The organism is Aulosira sp. FACHB-615 (assembly GCF_014698045.1).
Lineage (GTDB): Bacteria > Cyanobacteriota > Cyanobacteriia > Cyanobacteriales > Nostocaceae > Nostoc_B.
The window spans coordinates 330,666-352,820 of sequence record NZ_JACJSE010000003.1; the positions used below are offsets into that span (position 1 = coordinate 330,666).

A 22,155-nucleotide genomic window follows, 5' to 3' on the forward strand; every position below is an offset into this window, starting at 1 on the left:
GCAAACCAGTCACATCATCAGTAATTAGCCAAACTTGGTGTTATTTCTGTCCAATGAGTTGAGCAATTGCTTTGGCTAATTCGGATGGCTCTGCTGCTTTGGATATATGCTTTTGGAAATCGGTGGTTCTGGCTTGGTTTTGGTCAATGTACTCAGTGTAAGAGGTTAAAGCGATGGCGGGAATTTGTCCACCATTTTCTGGTGGCCATTTTCTAATTTCCTGTATCAACATATCACCTATATTGAGGGGCCCCTCAACATCGCTTAATAGTACATCGGGCTTTGAGCGAGCTAAGAATTCCAAGGCTTCTGCGGCTGATGCTACTGTTGTTATAGTTGCACCGTACTTTTCTAGCACATAGCTAAAAAAATCTCGCACATCTGCCTCATCATCCACTAAGAGAATCTGCACTCCCGCTAATAATGTATCTTGATTATCCAATTCTGCAACATTAGGCTTACTAATCAAGACTTGGTTCTCAGGATTTTTGTGCAATGGTAACTGGACTGTAAAGGTCGCTCCTTGCCCTTTTCCTGGGCTTTCTGCCTGGATTGTACCGCCATGTAATTCGACTAGATACCTGACAATTGCTAGTCCAATTCCTAAACCACCGAAAGCCCTTTGTTGCTGAGAATCTTCTTGGCGAAAGTATTCAAAGACGTGGGGTAAAAATTCTGCTTTAATCCCCAAACCTGTATCTATTACCTGAATTTGAGCATATCTTTCTACTTTGTCTAAAAGCACTTCTACCTGCCCTTCATAGGGGGTAAATTTAACAGCATTCGTAATTAAATTCCAAATTACCTGTTGTAAGCGATCCCTATCACCCATCACTAATATGGGTTCATTACCGAATTTGGTCTGTATTTGTATGGACTTAGCTTCAGCTGCTAAACGTACTTTTTCTAGTGCCGTTTTGATTGTTGTGACTAAATCGACGACAGAAATATTCAGAATCATTTCTCCTCGTAATGTGCGTGAAAGATCAAGCAAGTCGTCAATTAACTGCATTTCTAATTTAGCGTTGCGCTCGATTGTTTCTAGCGCCCTCTCCACTTTTTCTGAATCTAGCCTGCCAGACCTCAGCAATTGAGTCCAACCAAGGATGGGATTGAGGGGAGTCCGCAGTTCATGGGAGAGAACGGCTAAAAATTCATCTTTCACTCGGTTTGTTAACTCTGCGTTTTGTTTATGATTTAGCTCTGCATCGATACTAAGTTGACAAAAAACTGCTACAGAAGGAGATACACTTGACTCTAATTCTGCCCAAGATTTTTGTACTTGAGCCAGTAATCGTCCCATCATCAAATTTTCATCTTGCGGATTTTTCATCCATTCCTCATAGGCATCTTCAACCAAGAGAATCAATCGTCGTAATGGACGGTTTTCCTTGCGCCATTCATCGAAAAGTTTCCAACCTTCCATCAAAGCTTCATGAGCCAAATCGATCCAAATTTCTCCCGTATCTTCAGTGTCACATACTAGCAAGCGACTTTGAATCAGTTTCTCTAAAACATCACTTATCGCCTCTTGAGTACTTGGATTTTCACGAGCAATACTCAACAACAATTGATTTTTAAGTTGTCGCTGTCTTGTATCCTTATCTTCTGTACCTGTACGCAATAGTTTTAAGAAAATCTGCTTTATCCAACCTTGCTGTTTTTCAGTGAAACTTGCATATAGCTTATCTGCGTGACGATTTAATGCCCCAATAACGCCACCTAGTTCGTTAAACTTAGCAAGTGTTAACTGGTGATTTTTTTGACCGCGGTGTTCCCAAAGTTCGGTAAGAGCAAACTGCAATAATGGTAAGCAGCCTTTCTCTTGTCCTAATACTTCTTGCTGAATCGCTCCTAGTAATCCCCTTTCTAGCTGATAACCTTGTAAAATAGCTGGGCATACGATCGCTTCTTCTAATTCTGCCCCCAGTAATGGTGGCATATACACAGCTTGTTCCTGAATTATTTGTGTCAGCGACTCATAGCTTAAACAGTATTCCAAAAAATCCGCGCGCATTGTGGTGACAATTGCTAACCGCCCTTGAGAAACTTGGGTTAACAACTCAATACATAGCTGTCTCTCTTCTTCTCTAGCACCAAGGGTAAAAATTTCTTCAAATTGATCTACTACCAATAAACAACGCTCAGAACTAGTCAGCCGAGAAATTACAGCAGATAAACCTGCTGTGTCAATTAAAGCCGCAATTTCTCTAATTTCTGTGCGTCCAAACAACTGTGTAAAGGCTCGTTTTAACTCTGCTAATGGTTCAACTCCGGGTAGAATTGGTTCTAAAACCCGCCAACCATTTTTTTCTAACACCGGAATCAAACCAGCCCGCACTACCGAAGATTTACCACTTCCCGACGCACCAATAATCGGGACAAAATTAGCCTGGCTCAGTTTTTTAATTAATTGCTGAATAACTTGATATCGTCCAAAAAAGAAACGTGCTTGTTCTTTCCCAAAAGGGCGCAAACCCTGATAGGGACAAGTTTCATCAATAACAGCCGTTGTTTGTTTAGGTGGATATTTAACTAAATTTATCGAGCGTCCCCAACCCATACGGATTGGTTCTTGACCACTACCTTTGAGTTCTGAAGCAATCATATCAAAGATGCGATCGCCTGTTACCTGTCCGTTATCATTAGCATTCTCTGCTGATAATCCCCTCAACAAAGCAGTTGTAAAAATACTGTGCTGTTCATTTTTCTTGGCATAGGCTTGTTGAAAGTCTCTGCAAGCAGCAATAAAGTAATAGTCTCGCTGTGAGCTAAAGGCGGTAAGGGTTTTTTCAATCAGATGGCGTTCTAAAAAATGACCACTATGACAGCAATCTAACAACACAACTAAGCTGCTAAGGTGCGATTCTGTAATTAATTGGTTGAGATTAATCAAGCTGATACCGCTTGTTTGTTCAACAATTGTGTCGCCTTGAGTCACAATCTTCAAATCAGAAGTTGCTAAATATGCTTGTTGTGTCTCTAACTCCAAATCAGAGACAGTGATCCCGTGTCCTGTAAAGTAAATTATTGCCTCATGATTGACTGCTTGTCGTCGCAGCAAAATTTTTAAAGCATCACCTAGTTGCTGTTTGGTAACGTTGCCTTTGAGCAACTTAATATCCTCAAAATCACCATACGCTTGTAGCACCTGCGCCACTGCTTCCGCATCTGTTGCCGGTTTACTCAGGTTTTTCAGTGGAATTTTATAATCTGTAATGCCAACAACCAGTGCGTAACGCGCCATTGATCATATCTGTATGCTCTATTAGAGAATAAGATAACGTAAATACACTTAAAAGCCGAGGTTGGGATGTCGAATATAGAACGTTTGGTTTTTGAAGAGGATGGGGAACTCTATACAATCCTGTTTGAGTCAAAAGAGACACCGGACATCCCAGAAATTACTCCGCCAACAGTAGAAGACGATAGAGAATCTTATGGTTTTCGGGAAGAAGCCGCGATCAAAATTCAGGAAGTCCACAATCAGATTAGAGCTTACACTAAATATGCGATCGGTGCTTTTAAAAATTTAGGTGCGGCTGAGGTTGAGGAAGTTACCCTCAAGTTTGGTTTAAAGATTGGTGGTAAAACAGGTATTCCGCTTCTCACTGAAGGCTCGGCAGAGAGTAATTTTGAAATTGAGGTTAAGTGTAAGTTTCCCAATCATCAGCAAAATAGTAGCACTTGAGATGTAGTGTTGATATAGCTAATTTTATGCCTGTAGCTCAATAGGTATTTTAAGGGAGTGGTTGATGTGCGATCGCACTCCCATCACCAGATTTGAACATAAGATTTGCGGCGTTAACGAACCCCAATAGCATTAAATTGCTCTAACTTGTTCTTTGCCCATAGCTCATCTGGTGCTATTTTCAAATATGCTCGCAGAAAAGCAGTGGCTTTGCCTGTATCTCTCAGTTGTTCAAAGACCAATACAAGGCGTTTAAGGATGCCAGGATTGTTTGGGCGTTCACGGTTCAAGAATAACAAGATTGTTGCAGCGTCTTCGTACCTAGCTTGTAAGCCCAGAAGTGAGGCTTTTTTAATTAACAAGTCTGGTAATTCACCCTCGATTTCCAAGCATTTTTCAACCATTTCAATAGCTAAATGAATTTGTCGCGTTTGTATATATGCAGCTAAAGTGATGCGATGAAGGTCACGTTTTAAAGGCGAGTCAGCATTTAATAAATATGGATGTGCCTCAATATCTCTCAGACAATCAAAATATCTGCCATCTCTGTATGTTGCGGTGATCATCAACAGGAAAGCATGAGGATCTGAGCTATTTTCAAACTCTGAATGCGCCACATTTTCTACCTGAGAGTAAGCTCCAGCTTCTAATAACCGCAAAGCTTGAGTTGACCAATCTTCAGTAGGCTGTTGCTGAGGCGGCAAGATACGAATTGGTTGGTAATCGACCTGGGCGTGAGCAGCCTGTCTAAACGCGATCGCCATCTCTGAGAGTGATTCCCAACGATTTGCTGGCTCAAGGGCAAGACAACGCAAAATAAAATGTTCTAAAGCCGGCGAAACCGAAGAGTTAATCTCACGAGGACGAGGAAAAGGTGTATGCCGAGCAACTTGGCTAAGGGTATCGTGAGGCAATCGGGCTGTTACTAGATGATAAATTAAAACTCCTAAGCTGTAGATGTCAGCTTTAAATAGAGTTTCAGCACTACGTCCTTTTACACTTGAGCCAACTATTTCAGGTGCTGAGTAAAGAATTGTCCCACCATTTTCGCGGGTTCTGGCATACATATCATCAGGTAACACGCTGCATCCAAAATCAGTTAGTTTTACCTGCTCTCCAGAGACAAGAATATTTTGGGGTTTAATATCCCCGTGGGACATTCCCAGCCTGTGAAGATGTTCTACTCCAGCTAAAACTTGTTGATAAATATCGAGAATCCGTTTGTAACTAGCAACAAATCCCTGCTCTCCCTTATCCAGTAACTGAGATAGGGTCAAGCTGGGGAAATATTCCATTTCAATGACATACCATTCACGCTCTGGAGGCACTCGTCCCATCCAAAAAACTTGAATAACGTTGGGATGAAGTTCTGCTCCTACCAAGGCTGAACCTTCAGCAAGTTCTTCATTTGTTGCACTTTGCTCTTTTGGTATTTTTACCGCCACAATTTGATTATCTTCTAGGCGTTGCGATCGCCAAACCCAACCATAAGAACCATCGCCTAAACATTCGAGTAGTTCGTAGCAATCGCCTAACCGCCGATCAGGTCGTGGAATAAAAAATCTAGATTTGCGGCTCATCAGTTTTCTCGCAGAATAATATCTGATAGGTACAATAAACTGTTGCTGTTTTCTCTCATGACGAATTCAAGCAAAAGGAACTGCCCCTTACTGCTGCCTCTGACTTTTTCTTTTGCCTGAGTTTCAAATCCTGTTTCAATAATTTGCAGTAAGTCTGCGTGCTTGGGCGGTGAAACAGTTGTTTTTCTCCAGTAAGCCAACAGTAAGATTTGTGCGGTTTCCTTCCAACGATGCTGTGCCAGTAATAAATTTTTCGCTTTATCTTCTAGTTTGTACTGTTCGTTCTTGTTGCTGTAACGCTCAAATTCAGCAATTAGAAAAGGTGAATGACTAATTTTGTCAAACCAAACTGTATCTGAGCGCACATCATCGCCAATGTGAGCATAATTTCCTTGTTTAAAAGCTGGAACCTCTGCAACTCCCACGTAGCCTAGATGATTGCCTAGTAGGGCTAAAAAGGTTGTTCCCAGGCTGTGAATTGATAAACCGAAATCTTGAAATCCCCAGTTATTAGTCCAGATTGGTAGCAGTTCTTGAGCGGTTGTCAAATTTTGCAGTTCTGTTATGGTGGGTTCAAGGAAATTAGCCATTAAATCTTCCCCACAGATTCAGCACTTCTGGTGATTGCCCACCATGAACAAGTGCTTTAGTACCAATTTTGACTAACAAAGGTGCGGGAATTGAACGTCCGCAAATCAATGCTTCCCCAGTAGAAAGGCTGGGTAATTCCTCAATGTCAGCTTTGCTCACCATATCCGAAGTTTTAGTAATAAACCTCTGGTCATCTGGGTTTTTCAAGCGCATCGCAATTAAAGTATTGCATTGGGAGGTAACATCAGAATCTAGTTTTGAAGGACGCTGGCTAACAATGGCAAACCCAACCCCAAATTTGCGTCCCTCACTGGCAATTTTCTTAATAATGCGGTGGCTGACAGCTGGTTCACCTGCGGGTGCAAAGTTGTGTCCTTCTTCGTAAACCAAAAAACAAGGACGAATGCGGTCTGTTTTACTAGCAGCAGCGCGGAGAATTTCACTAGAAATTAAGGCTGTAATAATTTGTTTTGCTGTATCACTTAAACCTTGTAGGTCAATCACTACAAGTCTGCCGCGTTTATCACTAGGCCGTCCTACCATATCGTATATATCCGTAGGTCGTGCTAGGGCTGCGGAGTAAAAACTTTGAGCTTCATTCAAAACCCGTGATAGTTTCATAGAAGCAACTGCTGCGCTGCGACTATTAAGGGCAGTAGCCTCAGCAGCACTAAGTTCTTCCCATTCGCGCAACTCTTCTATTCCATCTCCCAAGTAATACCGCAAAGAGTTAATATCTCTAGGTTCAGTCTTGTCTTTGATTTTCCAGTAACGAAGTGCGACATCAAGAACGCGCTGTTGTGGTTCTGTTAAACCAGGAAGAATTTCGCTCACATCATCCATTTCAAAGCGGTCAAATTGCAGAGCTAATTCTTTATTTTTCCCTGCATACTTTTCCCGAAATGAAGGATTTTGGGGTGTGTAAACCACTATTCCTGCACCAGCCTCAATTAATCGCTTAAAGTTTTCTTGGATTTCGGGAATAGTTTTGCGATCGCGGGGGTCATCAAGATTGTTAAAGTCAAGGTTGAATTGCAAATTGCCACCTTGCAAAGCACGGCCATATTCGCCGTGAGGGTCAAATACAACAACTGTGCCATTATTAAGGGTGACAATACGCTCAATAATCCGGCCGACTGTGTAAGATTTTCCAGAACCTGTCATGGCTAAGACTGCCAAATGTTCTGTAACCAAGCGGTTAACATCTAAATATACAGGAACAATATTGTCGCCAGATTCATAACCTACCAAGTTGCCTATATGTAAACTGGTTTGTTCATCAAATTCGTAGAATGAGCTAAGAAATTGATAGTCTACCGTTTCCACTTTTGCACCAGGGTCAAGCGCACGGCGAGGAATTTTGATTTGACCTGTGTATGGGTCTTTGTAACCAACAAGTTCTAGTTTGGCAGCTACTCGTTCTCCTGTAATTTGAGCGCCAGGTAGTAGCTCTAAATCTGTGAGCGATTGCCCCATCTCTGAGTTATAGAGAACATTGGTGCGGATAATACTATTAATTCTCCCCAAAACATTAATTTCTGGCTCCTCTTGGCGTTCTTGGTGACGGATGCGAACAAATTCACCGCGTCTACCAGCAAAGGATGAGGAAAGAATCATTGTTAGGTTGTTGGGATCACCAGTGTTACCTACTAATTTCCCTAGAATTTGATGTTTCATTGCTATTTGTGCAGATAATTAAACAAAATCATCTAAATCTGATAGCCATAAGTCCTCAACTTCACGCCGTTTAATTTCTACTTGTAGGCTTTGGCTGTAATATTCGAGGAAATTATCTAAAGCGTTTTGTTCTCGTTCTGCCAACTGGATTGGTAAAGGTGCGGCTTGTGACCCACCAGTTAGTGTGAGTGCCATGATTTGAGAACAAATTCTGTCTAAGTTTTTTTGGTTCCAGTGAGGTTCATCCCCAATTAACTGGAGTAGTTGCGGAGTATTTGTTTGTGCCGCTTTGAAATGATAACCAAGCACTCCTAATGAAGTGACATCGCTGGGTTCCATGCGAGGTGTTTGTACACTCATGCGAAAAGCTGCGGTGCGCGTGTAACTGTTGAGAATGCCGTAAATAAAACGTCTTTCACCAATGCCTGCGATCGCTTCTTCCGATCCAATAATTTGATGAGTTAGATTTGCATCAACTCCCTCATTATTCAGTATGTGTTTGCGCCCCTCAGCTGTGCGTAAGTCTTGTTGGGCAATATGAACTATGGCACCGTAACGCTCTGATGCTAAACCCACAACAGCAGTACCATTAGGATTCCAAGGCTGAAGTTTTTCGCGGTGCTTTGACCAGAAATTAGAAATTGCGTTAATTGCACTATCAAAAGCAGCGCGATAACTTGCGTAACTTTCTGCTTCTCGTAGCGGAACCATGCTCCGGTCTAGCACCAGTGGACAATCGAGCAAAATCAGGTCATAGGGATTTTCCGATCGCATTGCCCGGTCTGCCATCTCGTAAGCCTGACGCACACCAATAAGCTGCAATCGTTTTGACTGGTTTTCATAGTTGATATCATCCAGTTCGCAAGTGCTATCCTGACCGACTGTGGATATTACATTGTCATCAACGGCTAAATCGACACGAACCGCAGCCGCAGCATAAAGAAAACCCCCTATGGTTTTTGTACTTGTAGCTTTAGTAGAGATTCCAGCTACGCGAACATTTAAGGGATTAGGGCGGTCAACTGAACGTACTAAGCCTGCTTGGAAGAATAAGGGTGCGACGCGCTCAATATCTCTAATTTGCTTTAGGATGCGACCAACGGTTCCTGGCAAGTTAATCTGTGATTGAATAGCCAGAGTTTGTGCAAGCGATCGCCCCTGTGTGTTAAATGTTAGTGTCATCTGGCTAATGCCTCCAGTTCTTCTGCATAAGCTAAATAGGGACTTTGACGAATTACATCTATGCCGCTTTCTGTTAACTGAACTCCCTTCACCAACCCCTGAGATTGCAAATCGCCTAAACAGGTTTGGGCTGTGTTTCTATCTAGAGAAAAAATAGTTGAACTTTGTAATGCTGTTAGTGCTGTTGCTGCATCAACAAATTTTTGTGAGACTAAGTGAAGCATGACTATAACGTGTTCTTCTTTTAGTTGAAATGAAGTTTGGTCTACAGCTTGGTTCTCAACCGGTTGACCAGCCAAACTGTGTAATGTCTCTAGCCATTTTTGCAATTCTTGTTCTTTGTCAAGAACGGCTAAAGACCATATTGGTAGACAGGTTATAGCAAAAATTCCAGAGTGGGGATGCTTGCGATAATAGGCAGTATTGATGCTCATGTCTTCCCAAGCACCACCAATTTCGCTGGCAATTTGTAATTGTCCTTGCAGTTCGTAGTCTACTTCTGGAGCTAGTGCTTGAAGTATTGGCATATCTTGTTGTGGTTTAACACCAGAACGCCGCCTTATTTCCCAGCTACAGGGAATAGAAGATTTTTTGGTTTCAAAGGGAGGAATTAATAATAGTGCGCTTCCTGGTTTCTGCGACCAGTTGTACCAGTCCTGTTGCTGTTGTTCAGTAGCTTCTTGAAAATCACTGCCAAAAATTAGGCACAAACCAGAAGGTGGTAGTTGATTTTCAAAAGGTTGAGCAGAGATCACATTTTGTAAAATGCGCTGGCGGCGATGGGTTGCTAGAGTTCCGACTAACCAGATGCTGGTATTCATAATGTTTTTCCTCCCAGCCGATAGGTGCGAACGAGGAAGCCTTGATTAACCAGCTTGTCTGCTTCATCTGCTGTTAATTGGGGGTCACTTCCTGAATTTATGGCGGTGATAATTTGTTGCCAACGGTCGAAGGAAATGCTTGTAGGCGCAAGGAGTTCTGCTGCTGTTTGTAAGCATTCTTGACGGCGTTGTTCTTTGAGTGCGATCGCAGCCTTTAAACTTCCTGTTGTTTCTAACTCTGCTAGAGTTAATGGATTAAATAGCGGTCTTCCTTGTATTTGTAGTAAAGCATTCACACTCTGTTCTGTAGATTGTAGGTTAATGTCGTTTAAGAGTTGCTTGTAATAACCTGTAATGGCATTTTCTAAAGTGGCAATTTGACCTGAGAGAGCATCTAATCTGTTTTTAGCTTCTTTTGGAAGTTCAACCGCTACATCCATTAACGGTTTGAAGTTACCAAGCTTTGCTGGTTTATCATAGATGGAGTCATTCCGAAGACGTTCGGCTTTTTCTTCTTGGATGTCGAGCAAAGCGTCTTCAATCAAACTAGGCTGCTCCGATAATTTACTTATTGACGGTAAATTTTGAGGATAATCGAAATCCCCAGGTACATCATCTAGTGCAGTTTGTAATTTTTGTAGCCTATTTTTGACATCCTCAAATCTGCTTTTAATTTGTTCATAAGCTTGTTTAAGACGGCGAAAACCACTAAGAATTAAACCGTTAATTTCTCCTAAAGGAGTTTCTTTTTGAGAGTTTAGTTCAATACCTACTTCTCGCACTAACTGTGATAACTTATCAGTTGCTTCAGCAACTTTCAAATCCTTGAGATACTGACCAAGGGTATCTGCTTCTGTTAACTGTTGGCGACCTGTACTGCCTTGAGGAAGACCAGTATTTAATGCTCCATTTAAAATTTTAAGTATTTTTTTTAAAGTTTCAATAAACAAATTTGTAGGAAAGTAAGATATATCCTTAACATCTGCATTCATTTCGTTTTGGAGATCATTATTAATACGATCACAAATTCTTTTTGCAACATCATGTACCAATTTGGCAAAAATTTCAGCCTGGCGGATGCGTTCCCATAAAGGCTTTGAGTCATCTTCAAAATTAAGGGTTTTAATATTGTAATCTGATTGAATACGCTCATACTCATCGCGCAGATACACAAAACTAATATTTTTCAGCAATGATAGACGACTCTTTGCTGCTGTAATCAGAATATTTTGTTGATTTTCAGAATCAGCAGTATTAAGGTATTTGTTTATCTCGGCTGCTTTTAATGCTGATAAATAATTTTTAGCTTCTTCAATTTTTGCTTTAGCCTGTCTAGTTTTTGAACCTATATAGGGACTGTTTAAAGGCGCAAAAAAATCACGTACTTTTCCTTCACCAAAAACTTTCTCCATGTCCTGAACTATTTTTGGGTAGTCATTCTGTAACCAGTTTTCAGCTTCGTTAATGAGATTGCCTAACTCACTATGAGTTTTCAGGCTATATTTTTTATCTTTACCGCCTGTAACATCTGGGTCAATTTTGGCAAACTCTAGCTCACAGGCTAAAGCCATCCAATCAATGAAAATATCTTTGGGTTTTGCACCTTCCCATACATAGCCCCAGAACCATTCTTTTTCTGCTACTTCTAATGTCCAGGATTCTGCCTTTAATAGACGGTCAATAATTCTTTTCAGAAAAGGTGGAAATACTGCAATAGCTGCATCGTCTAGCCGATCAAATAGCCAAGCACGCTCCTCTGATTCATATTTTTTTTGTGCTTTAGGAGTAATCCCTAGTTTGCTCAAAACAGCTACTAATTTTTCTAAGTCTATACCACTGCTGCGATCCAAGCGTGCTACTGATTGAGGTGAATTTTGTTCTATCAGTAAATAACGCCAAGCCCTAAATAGTAATTCTTTCTCGTCATCTTTTAATTTACCGCTAGGACGCAACGGATAAGCGATCGCACCTTGTTCATGCAGTTTTCTACGCCATTTGTTAACTTCTTGCTCTAAAGGACGGGTTAAAGATAAAATCCGGTTATAAAATGCTGTGGTAAAACCTTGAATATCTATTTTGAATCCCACACAAGCTGAGGTAGGGATTCCTATCTGATGCAGTACAAATTCTTCGCTATCTGATAGTTGATACAGTAACAGGTATTGGTAGGCATTTTTGAGAACATCTGTTGAGGGTTTAGCGAACAGATCCACTAAAGCACGGGAAGATGTAAAAGCTAAAATAGGGGTTCGCCCTTCCTGAATAAACTGTGTTGCTGCTTGGCTGCACAGTAGCTCTAGTTCTTCTTCATTGTTTACCCAACCTAGAATCAGTCTACCTTGGGGATGGAGTTTGAGTGCATCGCAACTCATCAGCCCCCCATTTTTTCCACTAGCAGTAGCAATTGCTACAACATCTTTTAGTCCTGAGCTAACGGGGTTGTAGTTCCAGTTCTCATCTAAAAGACGCATCGCTCCTGTGAGAATTTGGATGGCTTTGTCAGATCGAGATTGCGGCTCAAGCTGCTTAATTGCTTTTTCGTGAGCATTATTAAAGTCTGGATCTCTAAATATTAGAGAATTGCGGCTTTGCTTGCGGTAACGCAAATTCAGCCGTCCTAACATGGCAATACTGGGGCCGATATGTGTTGCTTGGGATTCTTCTAAATCTTGTTCACCTATGAGTTTTCCCCACAATGCGCGTGCTGCATCTTCAGCCGCAGCATGGGGATAAAGTAAGCTGACTAGTTGGACAAAATCATTTCTTCGCAGGGGAATTAAAAGATTATATTTACCCTGGTTATTCTGGCTATTACGACTTTCGTGAATAGCGTAGGTGCTGAGGTTAGCTAACAGTTGTTTTAAGTTAAGGGGTTGATCTACACCGTTTAACTTCCAAGTTTCGAGATCGCGTACAAACTTGCCTTCTCTTAGAGCTTTACTGCAATCGACTTCATCCCAATCTACTCGACGATAGCGCAAAGCGATCGCTTCATCATACTCGTTCACGCCTGTTAACAGAACATTCAGTTCTTCTGGTAGCCATTGTGTCAAAGGTATTGGTAATTGCCCGTAGAGTAACTTTTGGGCTGCTGGTAAATAAGCTTTATCTATTTTCAGTTCATTAATAGCGTTATGGTCTAGGATATATTGGCTAATACGGTTGGATTTTGTCACCGCATCATCAAAAAGTTCAGCAACACTTGGCGCATCTTCTTCATTGTGAGAATTAGGGTTGCTTTTTCCTGCTTTAATGCGAAGGCGGCGATCGCGCAGAATTTGATCTACGTTAGCCATGATGACGTTAAACCAACCAAAGTTACCGCCACTTAAAGCGTAAGCAGCTTCAACTAAGCCGTCGGGATAAGTTTCGCTTAAACGTCCTTGTTGTTTCAGTAGGTTGACAAAATCGCTAACATCAGCAAAGGCATTCTGTGAAAGTTCCACTATTTCAAAGCGTCGCGCTGTAGATTGAATCTCTCGCAGTTCATCGCCAATAGCTGGAGAACACAAAGCGACGTATCTCAGCCAAGGTAATTTACGCCGGGGGTCTTCTTCTTTAATGGCTTTCCCCATCAGTTTAATTGCCCGTCCGTCTAGGTGCTTAATATCTTCATCTTCTAAGCCGTAGGTAGCAGCTTCGGCAGCAGTTTCTAGTTCATCAAGGGCAATTAATATGTATTTGATTCCAAATTGGCTTAAGTAATCGTAAGCAGCTTGGCAGAGATTGGTTACTAAATACGGGTCTTCATACAGAGTTTCATCAGAGTAATTTTTTTCAACTTCCAGTGCTGCTGCTAGTTTACTTTCCTCAAAACCTTTAACAATTAAGCGATCGCAGGCTTCCTTAGCAATACTGGCTTGAATTGAATTATCAAATGTACTTTTAGCTAGGGGCAAAAGGGCTTTATACAAACCGTAGCCAAACCAGTTGTCAACGTTGTGATATTCGTTGGCAATTTGGCTATAGCGTATGTAAAGACCAAGGTATTGTTCGCGGTCTGCGTCATCATTAAAAAGTTTGGCATCAATTAAAGACCCAGCCGGGTTGCGTACTACCCAACCAGGAGAAGTATCGTTAATTTGGCTGATGAGTTCGTAGGCGAGGCGAGATTTACCTACACCCCATTGGGCGATGATGGCAAAAACATGAGCGAAGCGTTCATCTTCTTGGTCTATGAGATGGATAAAATGCTGGAATTTATAAAAGAAATCTCCTTGTCCAACAATAGGATGAGTTAAAGGATAGGAAGATATACCAGTAGCAGCCCAGTGGTAAGTAGCGATGTTTTGGTTACTCATAATAATTATTCAAATTAGTCCGGTTTAAAAGCTTGAAATAACGTGTCAAATTCTGGGTGAATACTCCAGTTCACTAATTTGCGTTGTCTATCGCCAAATAGTCCTCTTCCATGTCTTGCTTGCCCTGGTTCGGCGGCGTGTAGTTCAATTGCACCTTTTGTCAAAGCTGCACCCAGCAATTCATCCATCCATTTTTCAAAGCTACTGCCAGTTTCTAAAGCAGGCGCGATCGCAGTTTTTTTAGCCAGCGATCGCATTACGGGTTCGACTGGAGAAAATCCGCGAATATCAGCGTAGGTGCTGGTAGCAGACTGAAGTTGAGTGCTGGGAGAGTTAGTGAATGGCGATAAAATAGCTATTTCTGGTTGTTGTGCTAAATATGACGGTAAAATTAACTGCCCATTTCGTAACCAACCCATGCTATCGAGCAGATATAAAGGTGCTTTCAATGATGTTAGAGATAATTTATTTTGTGTAATTTTAATATCTAAATTGTAACTATTATTACTTTTAAATCTAGTGTTTATGCTTTGTTTTTTTTGTAGCAGAGGGCTAGAAGATGAAGTAAGCCAAGCACCAAGGCTGGCGTTCTCTATATCTTTTGTCCAGTTTGGGGATGTAGAATTTACCTGAATGGGCTTTTGCCAATGAATGAGCTGCCAGTCGCCTAAAGTCAGGTGCAGCAGCAGAATACGCAACCAAACACTCCATTTCAACAAATGCACGGCTAGGGCTTCGAGGGTTTTTTGGGTGTCGTTGTCGCGCCAGAGGTTGAGGAGTAATTGCGCTTCATCAGATAATTTCCAGTGTTTACTGGCGGGGATTTGTTCTAAAAAGCCCACACCAAGGATTTTGGCCGGTTTACTTGTACTGTCCAGCCCAAAAAGTCCGGGAGTGCTGCGGCGAGAAAGTGTATTGGTAAGATGCTGTTCCCAGGTTGACCAGTAACCGGAGAATATGGTAGTTTCTGACTTTGCCAGAATAGCTAAAGCCCGTAACCAAGCTTCTGGGTCGCGGGGTTCTGACCAAAAGGAGGGAGGCGCAAGTAGGATTGACATTTTCTTGCTCATGTGCTGCTGACCTCCAATAGCGCACTATTGCCAGTAGTGGCAAGTTTTTCTTTCACCCAGCGATCGCAGGTATTACGAATCGCAGAGGTGATATGATTACTTAGGCGAATAAAAGATTTGCTGCCTAAGACGCGATAGCAACTATCAGAAAATTCCGGGTGAATGACGTAACCAGAACGTTGTCTACTTGTACCAGTTTGGAAACGCCAAACTTTCTGGTGCAATAAGTTTTTGATCAAGGGTGCAAGTTGGTTATCAAGTTCTGTTGTGGATAAGTTGGCTGTAAGTATGTCAACTCCTAACTGATTCAAGACACGCAGCAGTAGTTCTGCGAGGCTACCGCAAATCACCTCTTCTCCAAGGGTGGTAGTAACGACGACTATGACTTGCGTCGGCTCGTAAAAATAGGATAATTGGCTTGATTCTAATTCCAGCCCTAATTTGCCGGAGATGCGTTCTGCTGCCCAAGCTTCTTGTGTAAAAACAATCTGTGCTAAAAGAAACATCCAATGGCGGTAAAGTACCCAACGCATAATTGCTTGGTCTGGGGTGTCTTGGGGGTTGATTTCGGCAGGGGTTAATTCTCCGCACTCACCAAATAATATCGAGGTATTTGTAGCCAGTAATTTAGGGCTTTCCGTAGTGGGTAAACGCAGCAACCGTCCCCGCACCCAATTAATCGCAGGGTTTAGAGGGTCGATATCTAGGAGAGAATTTGCAGGTGTTCCTTGTTTTCCTTCTACTAAGGAGGCGGTAGCACCGAAGACGCGCTGCAATTTTGGTGTAGCTTGGGCTTGTTCGGCTGGAACTTCAAAAATGATGCGTTCTATTTCGGTGTATTTGGTAGCGGTGAGGGCTGCTTGGGGCAATAATTTCAGTAATGTCTCAGCAGCTTGTCCCAAGGTGGTGATAGCTTCGCAAAGTCCTTGAGTATCCCGTCTTGTACCTAGTTCTTGCAGTCGGGCGGCGATAATTTTACCCCAGGCTTGGCGAATTTCTGGTTCGCAACTGAGGAGTGCGGCGACTGTTTCCGAGAGGCTGGGTAAGGTTTGCAATAATTTAACGGTGGTGGGGGTGGCGACAGCGCGGTTAGCATTGGCGGATGTTGTCCACAGTCCCAGAGTTTCACCTGTTTTCAGGGGGCTAATGTCTGCGGCCGGAACTTCGCCTGTTGTCAGGAGTTGTTCGAGAGAACGGATGATAGTTGGGGAAACAATCATTTTTCCCTCTCAGAATCAACAAGTGTAAGAAATAGATTGTTTGGTGTGGTTTTAAATTCGGCAGACAGTGTATGCCGAATTGTCTGAATTTGGTTTATTGCTCTTACAACTGCTGTTTGGGCTGTATTGTTGATGTGGCTAATGTCGTTGATTAATTCTTCGTAGTTCATTGAAGGATCTCAGGGAACAGGGTTTTTCTTTGATTCGCTAGTTTGAATTAAGAATTTATTCGCTTTGTTCATCAGCGTTTAATTGGTCAATTGTTTGATAGAGAAGGTCTAAGTCGGGAAATAAGGGTGGTTCGTCTTTGATGTCGTAGCCTTTGCAGGTAAGGCGTGAGAGGATGGCTTTGTCTGGTTCTCTGTCGCCTTTTTGTAGTGCTTCTTGGGCGATTTTAAGTTCGTCTTCAGTAAGTTTGCCTTCAATGAGGGCTTCTACTAAGAGTTTGGCGGTGGTGGTTAACAATTGCGATAACCGCTTACATCGCACCCTTGTATGACGAAGGTTAGCAAGTTGCATCTTAAAATTTTGATCTACTGAATTAGGATCGGGTACAGAAAATAATCTTAAATTTTCAAGAGAAAAGAAAGGATTAATAGCTCCATAAACCTGCTGTTCTATTAAAATTTGCCCTAATTCAGATTCTAGAAAAGCAGCAATAAAGTGGGATGTTTGCAAATTATTGATTTCTATAAGTGCAATATCCTGATTGATATTACAACCTACTAGTAATTCATCAACAACTGCTACATCTCCGACTGTACCTTTGATGCTTAAAATTATACCTCCAACCTTTAATCTGCTTCGCTTAATGCTTTCTTCACTGGCAAAATCCATAAGCGGTAGTAACTCTACAGCAATATCGCCATGCTCAAAGTCTTTACCCCTAATCCAAGGAATACCTTTTTCTGTAAATAATGCGTTCGCTGGAGTTCCTCCATTAGTTATACGTTTCGCCAATTTTCCAAGTGGTATCAGCTTCGCTCCAGCTTCCTGTATAGCTTTTACAGCATTTAAAAAGCGGGGATTATAAAACCAAGTATCTATTCTATTTTCTAAAATTAATGATTCAGTTTTAAAGAATTTGGCTAATGGTAGAGCTTTGAAAAAACCAAAGTAACTATTGAATTTATCTCGGCTCTCCTCTTCTAAATGCCGCGATCGCTCTCTCAAAATCTCCGCCAACCTCACCTTATCCCCTATGTAAGTTTGTATTTCTGAACTCCATGATGGTATTAAGACTTCTATTGAATCTTCTAGACGTAGCTGAGATTGAATGACTCCAGTTGTCATTCGTTTTAGCTGTAAATCCCCAGCACGATAGTTAAGAAAAGCACAAACAAAATATGGATTAATACCTTTTAAGCTAATATTTGCCGTTCTCCTATATGTGATAGCCTTTGGTGCTGGTATCGGAACAACACAAGCATGACCAACATCTCCAACTAGAGCATAAATAATATTTCCTTCTTTTAATATAAAATCCTTAAACAAATCAATATAAGAAGGATTTACTTTATAAGTATCTTCTAAGGAAATGACAAAATCAGTAAAATTTGATGGGCTAATTATGTGAATCCCTTGTTCAGCATAGTGGCTTGTATGAATTGGGGGTTCTGACCTTTTCTCAACTACATAATAAGATAATGGTTTACACGGAAAATTCTTGATTTTTTTAATTTCAGCGATAGCATCAGGCTGGTAAAAATGACAGTCAATCCGGTTTTCCAATTCATCTTTTGGGACTTTACTAATCCACATTTTTTATTCTCCTCTCACATAAGCCCCAACAATTGCTGCCAAGTCATTTGGCACACCAACGCTGTAATCTTCTACATTGTTCTTAACTAAATACCCTAATGTATCTGCCACCGCCATAAACACATCCGGCTGTGGTACATCCTGAAAACGCTGCGGTTCTTGTTCCCTTCCTTGACGTTTTTGGAGATATAAAATACTTGTTTTCGCACCAGTCCCCGACAACTTAAACGTATCCGATGGCAAACTAATTACCGCCTTAACTATCGCCTTCCCACCATGAAACTGTCCTGTCGCCTCATCTTTTGTACCCATAATGTACTCACGCACATATTTATCCCCAGAGTTACAAAGCACCCCATCAGGTAATACAATTAATAACCTTCCTCCCGGTTTTAGCATTTGTAAACAACGGTCAATAAATAAAACTGCTGGGTCAATACTGGCAGAAACAGGCTTCCATAAACCCTTACTATCCGGCTTTCCACCCATCGCCAACCCAGACACAGAAGGCTCATAAGTATAAGTTCCTGCTTTCTTGGGATTCTCTACCAAATCAGAGCGAAACTGTTTTAAAATTAATTCTCTTCCTTTTTCGTAATTTCTCTTTTTATCTTCCTGATTCTTACTAAACTTAGGTGTACCAAACGGCGGGTTTGTACAAATCAAGTCATAACTACAGGGTTTAAGTTGAGCAGTAATTAACGAGTCATCAGTACGAAAAATTTTTGCCTTTGGCGCACCCAACAACGCCATATTTACCCGTGCCAGCGTTACCATATCTTGGGAATTGTCCGCACCAATAAAACTGTATTGGCACATATCTTGAAACAGCTTGTCACGACGCACATCTTCCGAAGTTTCCTTACCCAATATTTCTAGTAACGCCCGTTCTAAATAGCCCATCGCCACTGCACCAAACCCGTAACTTCCACAAGCTGGGTCACAAAAGCGAAAAAGTGGCTTTCCATCTTCATCCCGTGCTGTTAAAAGTTCCGGCGTTTCTTCTTTAATATCGTGAAAAGCAATAGCCAACATCGCCTGTTTTACAGGTGCAGGAGTCAAATAAACACCCATCCCTTCCGGTTTAAACTTAGCCCGTAGAAACACATCTAACAACCGCCCCAGCACATCTGCCGCAATATCTGCCAATGTCCCTTGGGTTTTCACCGGCTGATCGTAATTATTAGTAACAGCCCCCAAATTTTGAATTAAATCTAGTAAGGTTTCATAGTTCCGAGGTTGTCTTAATCGGAGGTGAGTTTGTTCATCAAAAATGGAGTGAGACTCGCCGTTATCATCTGTCACCACATAGTCAGCGTGAGATTTGAAGTAGTCAAACGCTGCCTGAATTTGTGCTATTGCTGTTTGACTATGTTGTTTAACATAAGCAACATTAAAAATTTGATTTAAATTCAGCGTTTGGTCGTTGTGCTGAAATTCTAAATCAGCCCCCTCATGATGCAAGCGAAAAGATTCTAAAAATAGGATTTTCGTTACTTCTTGGATAATATCATTAGAGCCAGAAACATTATCCCGAACATTTTGATAAACCTGTTCGTGAAACTCATCAAACCCTCGCATCAAACGCTCATACATCTTCATTGACCACCGATAAGTCGGGTCAGCCTTGATGCGTTTGTATTCGTTAATTTCTGTGAGTGTCGGGAGACGGTCAATTTCGTAAGCCGGAAAGCTTAATTCAAAAAATGTTTTATGTTCCCCATCACTAACCACAGCAAACTGGGGAAACTCATCTTCTCTAGTATCAGCAGGTGGTAAGGTATAGGATTTTTGTTGAACATATTCTGCATTTGCCTTATTCCACTGTCCCGGTGCTAATGCTAATAGGAAAATACGCGGTGTTTCTACCCCCTGATACTGTCCCCAAACAATAGCTGCGCCTTCCTCATCCGCCGAACTCGTCAGCGTAACTAAATTGTTAAAACCATCATTATTGTATTGTTGGCACAGAGTCGCTAATATTTCTTGCACAACCGAAGATTCTTGTTTTCCTTCCGTTTTTGTCTTTGCCATATCCCTGATTTTTGTCAATTAACCTTTGTAACGAATGAGTCCAGGCCCGAAAACTTCCAACACAGAAGTTTCTTTTGCCAAAGCTTTGATTTGTGCCTCTGTAGTAATAAACTTTCCCGGTAACTTCCGACGAATTTCAGCAGCCGATATTGGTTTACCAGTATTAGAATTGACCACTTGAATAATAGCTTCCACCAGTTCTTCTTTCTCAGTCCGTTGACCTAACTTCACTAGTGGTAAATCCTTAGATGCAGTGTCAATTTCCACCCCATCCATACAAGCAAAGAAAAGGTGAACCTGTGCCTCTGACCAATTGCTACCAGAATTTTTAGCCAGTTCACATACTTTAGTTAACGGTAAGTTTTCGCGCTTTAATGCAGTAGTGATTTCTTCGTAAATCGCTGGTGTCATACCCATTTAAAACCCTGTGTAATTGAGTAAATGCCCCATTTCCCTCACTTATGAACTTCCTCAAACAAACTCTGTGCATAATTCCAAATCACTTGCGATCGTTCGTTTAACTCTCGCTGTCGCTGGTGATGGCGAAGTAATAATTTTTCCCATCGCTGCCGCAGTTCTAAAGGTACATTGGGAACTTTCAAGCGCGGAATATTTGCAGGATGGGTAAACTGTTGTACAGTTCCCATTGCCATTGCTTCTAACTGAGTACGAATAGCGGTAGTATTTAACACCAATGCCCAAGCCCCCGGCGTTTCCTTAAACCGTAACCGTTCCAAATGGTCAGTCACGTAAATTTTGGTAGACAGTGCTTCATCAATAAAAGCCACACGCGGGTTACTCACCAAAGTTGACAGCAATACTTCCCCAGAGGTGAGAGGTTGGCGATAAACACGATTAGGTGCAGGCGATGATCCCTCATTTTCTGTTTTCTCCGGTTGTGACAAACTTAAATCTGTCCGAATATCGCTCAACCGCAAATAACATCCCCGTTGCGGAACATCACCATATAGGCGACTTCTCGGAATCTCATCTACTGAAAGCAGCTTTCCTAAAGAAACCCATCCCAATTGCTGCTTTAACTGGTGCAGTCGATGAGAAAGCTGGACATGATTAGGTAATAAAGAATCATCTATAGAATCAGCCGGAAAAAACCGCCCAGTCGATAATGAATTATTAGAAACTGGCTGCGACTCATCTAATTGTTTCTCTTCATCAGCCACATAAGCTTCAACTTCAGCCAGCAAGCGCATTAGGGACTCGTTATTCTCCAAAATATCGTCGTTACAATCCCACACTTTCCCCTGAAGTAAACTTGCGTCCTCTATTGGTGGTAAAGGAAGATGTAGATTAGACAGCACCTTTAAACTGACACGAGGTAAAGTAGCTGCCCCTTGGCGATGAATTAGATAAGCCTCATAAGGTTTTTGATTCAAACAAAGTGCCACCCACACAGCAAAAGGAGATTTAACACCCCTAATCAGGATGCAGTTGGCATCGACTGGGTGACGAGGTAGCCGAGAAGTTACCACCGCAGCCCGCACAGGCGGAATTTTATTCAGCACCACATCCCCTGGTTGAACACACCATTTCTCCTCAATTGTTGGTGTTTCCCAGTGTTCAGCATCAAGGCGAAATTCCATACAATCCAAGTTTGCCTGACGGTAGATAGGCGTTTCTTCAATCCTGCGATCGTAAGTATCCGTCCAAGATTGAGTACTCACCCGCCAACCTTCAAGACAGTTGCCAATCTCGCCAATTGCCTTACGGGAAATCCGCCCACGAAAAATCTGTGCGGCTGTGCAGTATAATTCAGCACTCCAACAATCTTCTTCATGCAGGATTTCCCATGTAATTCGAGTATGGGGTGGTGCTTTCAATTTCCTTACCTCCACTACTGCAAATCAGCTCTGGAATTTGCCTCAAGCCAATAAATTTATCCTCCCACTAACAGGCTTAAGATGCTGTGGAGGAATGCCGTCTTAATGAGTTATGCGTGCCAACCTATACCTAATTTTTGTATGAATGCTAATATAGCATCTTCAATTATAAAATGCAAAATATTAAATTGTGAGTTCACATGGATAGAAAAAATAAGTGTGTTATCCTCGAAAAAGACTAGCCTTTCACTCTCTGGCAGTGATATGAGCAACCAGCACCAGATAGCTGTTAACTACTCGGTTATCGCAATTTTTTCAGCGCAATTTGGTCATTATTGAGTAGTCACCATAACCAGAACGTGCGAAAAGCTAGACTTCCAGAACTTTCT

At 41.7% G+C, this 22,155-nt stretch carries 15 protein-coding genes; 1 reads left to right on the forward strand and 14 read right to left on the reverse strand.

Annotated features, from left to right (window positions below):
- Positions 1-40: 40 nt before the first annotated feature.
- The gene (locus H6G77_RS06250) at positions 41-3,247 is read right to left on the reverse strand and encodes an ATP-binding protein (protein WP_190871104.1); all 3,207 of its coding nucleotides are present in this window, start codon (positions 3,245-3,247) and stop codon (positions 41-43) included.
- 66 nt (positions 3,248-3,313) lie between these two features.
- Between H6G77_RS06250 and H6G77_RS06255 the strand changes: the two genes are divergently transcribed.
- On the forward strand, positions 3,314-3,691 hold the full coding sequence (locus H6G77_RS06255; RefSeq protein WP_190871105.1) for a CU044_2847 family protein: 378 nt from the start codon (positions 3,314-3,316) through the stop codon (positions 3,689-3,691).
- A gap of 113 nt (positions 3,692-3,804) precedes the next feature.
- Here H6G77_RS06255 and H6G77_RS06260 read toward each other — a convergent pair whose 3' ends face one another.
- From H6G77_RS06260 to H6G77_RS06320, 13 genes are read right to left on the reverse strand one after another with little or no spacing between them, the layout of a single operon-like run.
- Complete coding sequence (locus tag H6G77_RS06260) at positions 3,805-5,271, reverse strand: protein kinase domain-containing protein (protein WP_190871106.1); 1,467 nt, start codon at positions 5,269-5,271, stop codon at positions 3,805-3,807.
- Positions 5,271-5,861 (reverse strand): hypothetical protein, encoded by a 591-nt coding sequence (locus H6G77_RS06265; RefSeq protein ID WP_199331388.1) that lies wholly within the window; start codon positions 5,859-5,861, stop codon positions 5,271-5,273. The genes H6G77_RS06260 and H6G77_RS06265 overlap by 1 nt, the downstream gene beginning before the upstream one ends.
- On the reverse strand, positions 5,854-7,539 hold the full coding sequence (locus H6G77_RS06270) for an ATP-binding protein (RefSeq protein ID WP_190871107.1): 1,686 nt from the start codon (positions 7,537-7,539) through the stop codon (positions 5,854-5,856). Before H6G77_RS06270 ends, H6G77_RS06265 begins: the two co-directional genes overlap by 8 nt.
- Before the next feature lie 18 nt (positions 7,540-7,557).
- The gene (locus H6G77_RS06275) at positions 7,558-8,721 is read right to left on the reverse strand and encodes a hypothetical protein (RefSeq protein WP_190871108.1); all 1,164 of its coding nucleotides are present in this window, start codon (positions 8,719-8,721) and stop codon (positions 7,558-7,560) included.
- Positions 8,718-9,542, reverse strand: a complete 825-nt coding sequence (locus tag H6G77_RS06280) for a hypothetical protein (protein ID WP_190871109.1) — start codon at positions 9,540-9,542, stop codon at positions 8,718-8,720. The genes H6G77_RS06275 and H6G77_RS06280 overlap by 4 nt, the downstream gene beginning before the upstream one ends.
- On the reverse strand, positions 9,539-13,843 hold the full coding sequence (locus H6G77_RS06285) for a hypothetical protein (RefSeq protein ID WP_190871110.1): 4,305 nt from the start codon (positions 13,841-13,843) through the stop codon (positions 9,539-9,541). Before H6G77_RS06285 ends, H6G77_RS06280 begins: the two co-directional genes overlap by 4 nt.
- 14 nt (positions 13,844-13,857) lie before the next feature.
- Positions 13,858-14,901 (reverse strand): hypothetical protein, encoded by a 1,044-nt coding sequence (locus H6G77_RS06290; protein WP_190871111.1) that lies wholly within the window; start codon positions 14,899-14,901, stop codon positions 13,858-13,860.
- A gap of 8 nt (positions 14,902-14,909) precedes the next feature.
- Complete coding sequence (locus H6G77_RS06295) at positions 14,910-16,133, reverse strand: hypothetical protein (RefSeq protein ID WP_190871112.1); 1,224 nt, start codon at positions 16,131-16,133, stop codon at positions 14,910-14,912.
- Positions 16,130-16,303, reverse strand: coding sequence for a hypothetical protein (locus tag H6G77_RS06300; RefSeq protein WP_190871113.1), 174 nt, complete (start codon positions 16,301-16,303; stop codon positions 16,130-16,132). The genes H6G77_RS06295 and H6G77_RS06300 overlap by 4 nt, the downstream gene beginning before the upstream one ends.
- A gap of 55 nt (positions 16,304-16,358) precedes the next feature.
- Entirely contained in the window at positions 16,359-17,894 is a 1,536-nt protein-coding gene (locus tag H6G77_RS06305; protein WP_190871114.1) for a hypothetical protein, read from the reverse strand.
- A 3-nt stretch (positions 17,895-17,897) separates the two neighbouring features.
- Positions 17,898-19,928, reverse strand: a complete 2,031-nt coding sequence (locus H6G77_RS06310) for a class I SAM-dependent DNA methyltransferase (protein WP_190871115.1) — start codon at positions 19,926-19,928, stop codon at positions 17,898-17,900.
- Positions 19,929-19,946: 18 nt separating this feature from the next.
- The gene (locus H6G77_RS06315; RefSeq protein WP_190871204.1) at positions 19,947-20,339 is read right to left on the reverse strand and encodes a hypothetical protein; all 393 of its coding nucleotides are present in this window, start codon (positions 20,337-20,339) and stop codon (positions 19,947-19,949) included.
- Positions 20,340-20,383: 44 nt separating this feature from the next.
- Positions 20,384-21,766: a hypothetical protein gene (locus H6G77_RS06320; protein WP_190871116.1), complete on the reverse strand. Its 1,383-nt coding sequence runs from the start codon at positions 21,764-21,766 to the stop codon at positions 20,384-20,386.
- Positions 21,767-22,155 lie beyond the last annotated feature (389 nt).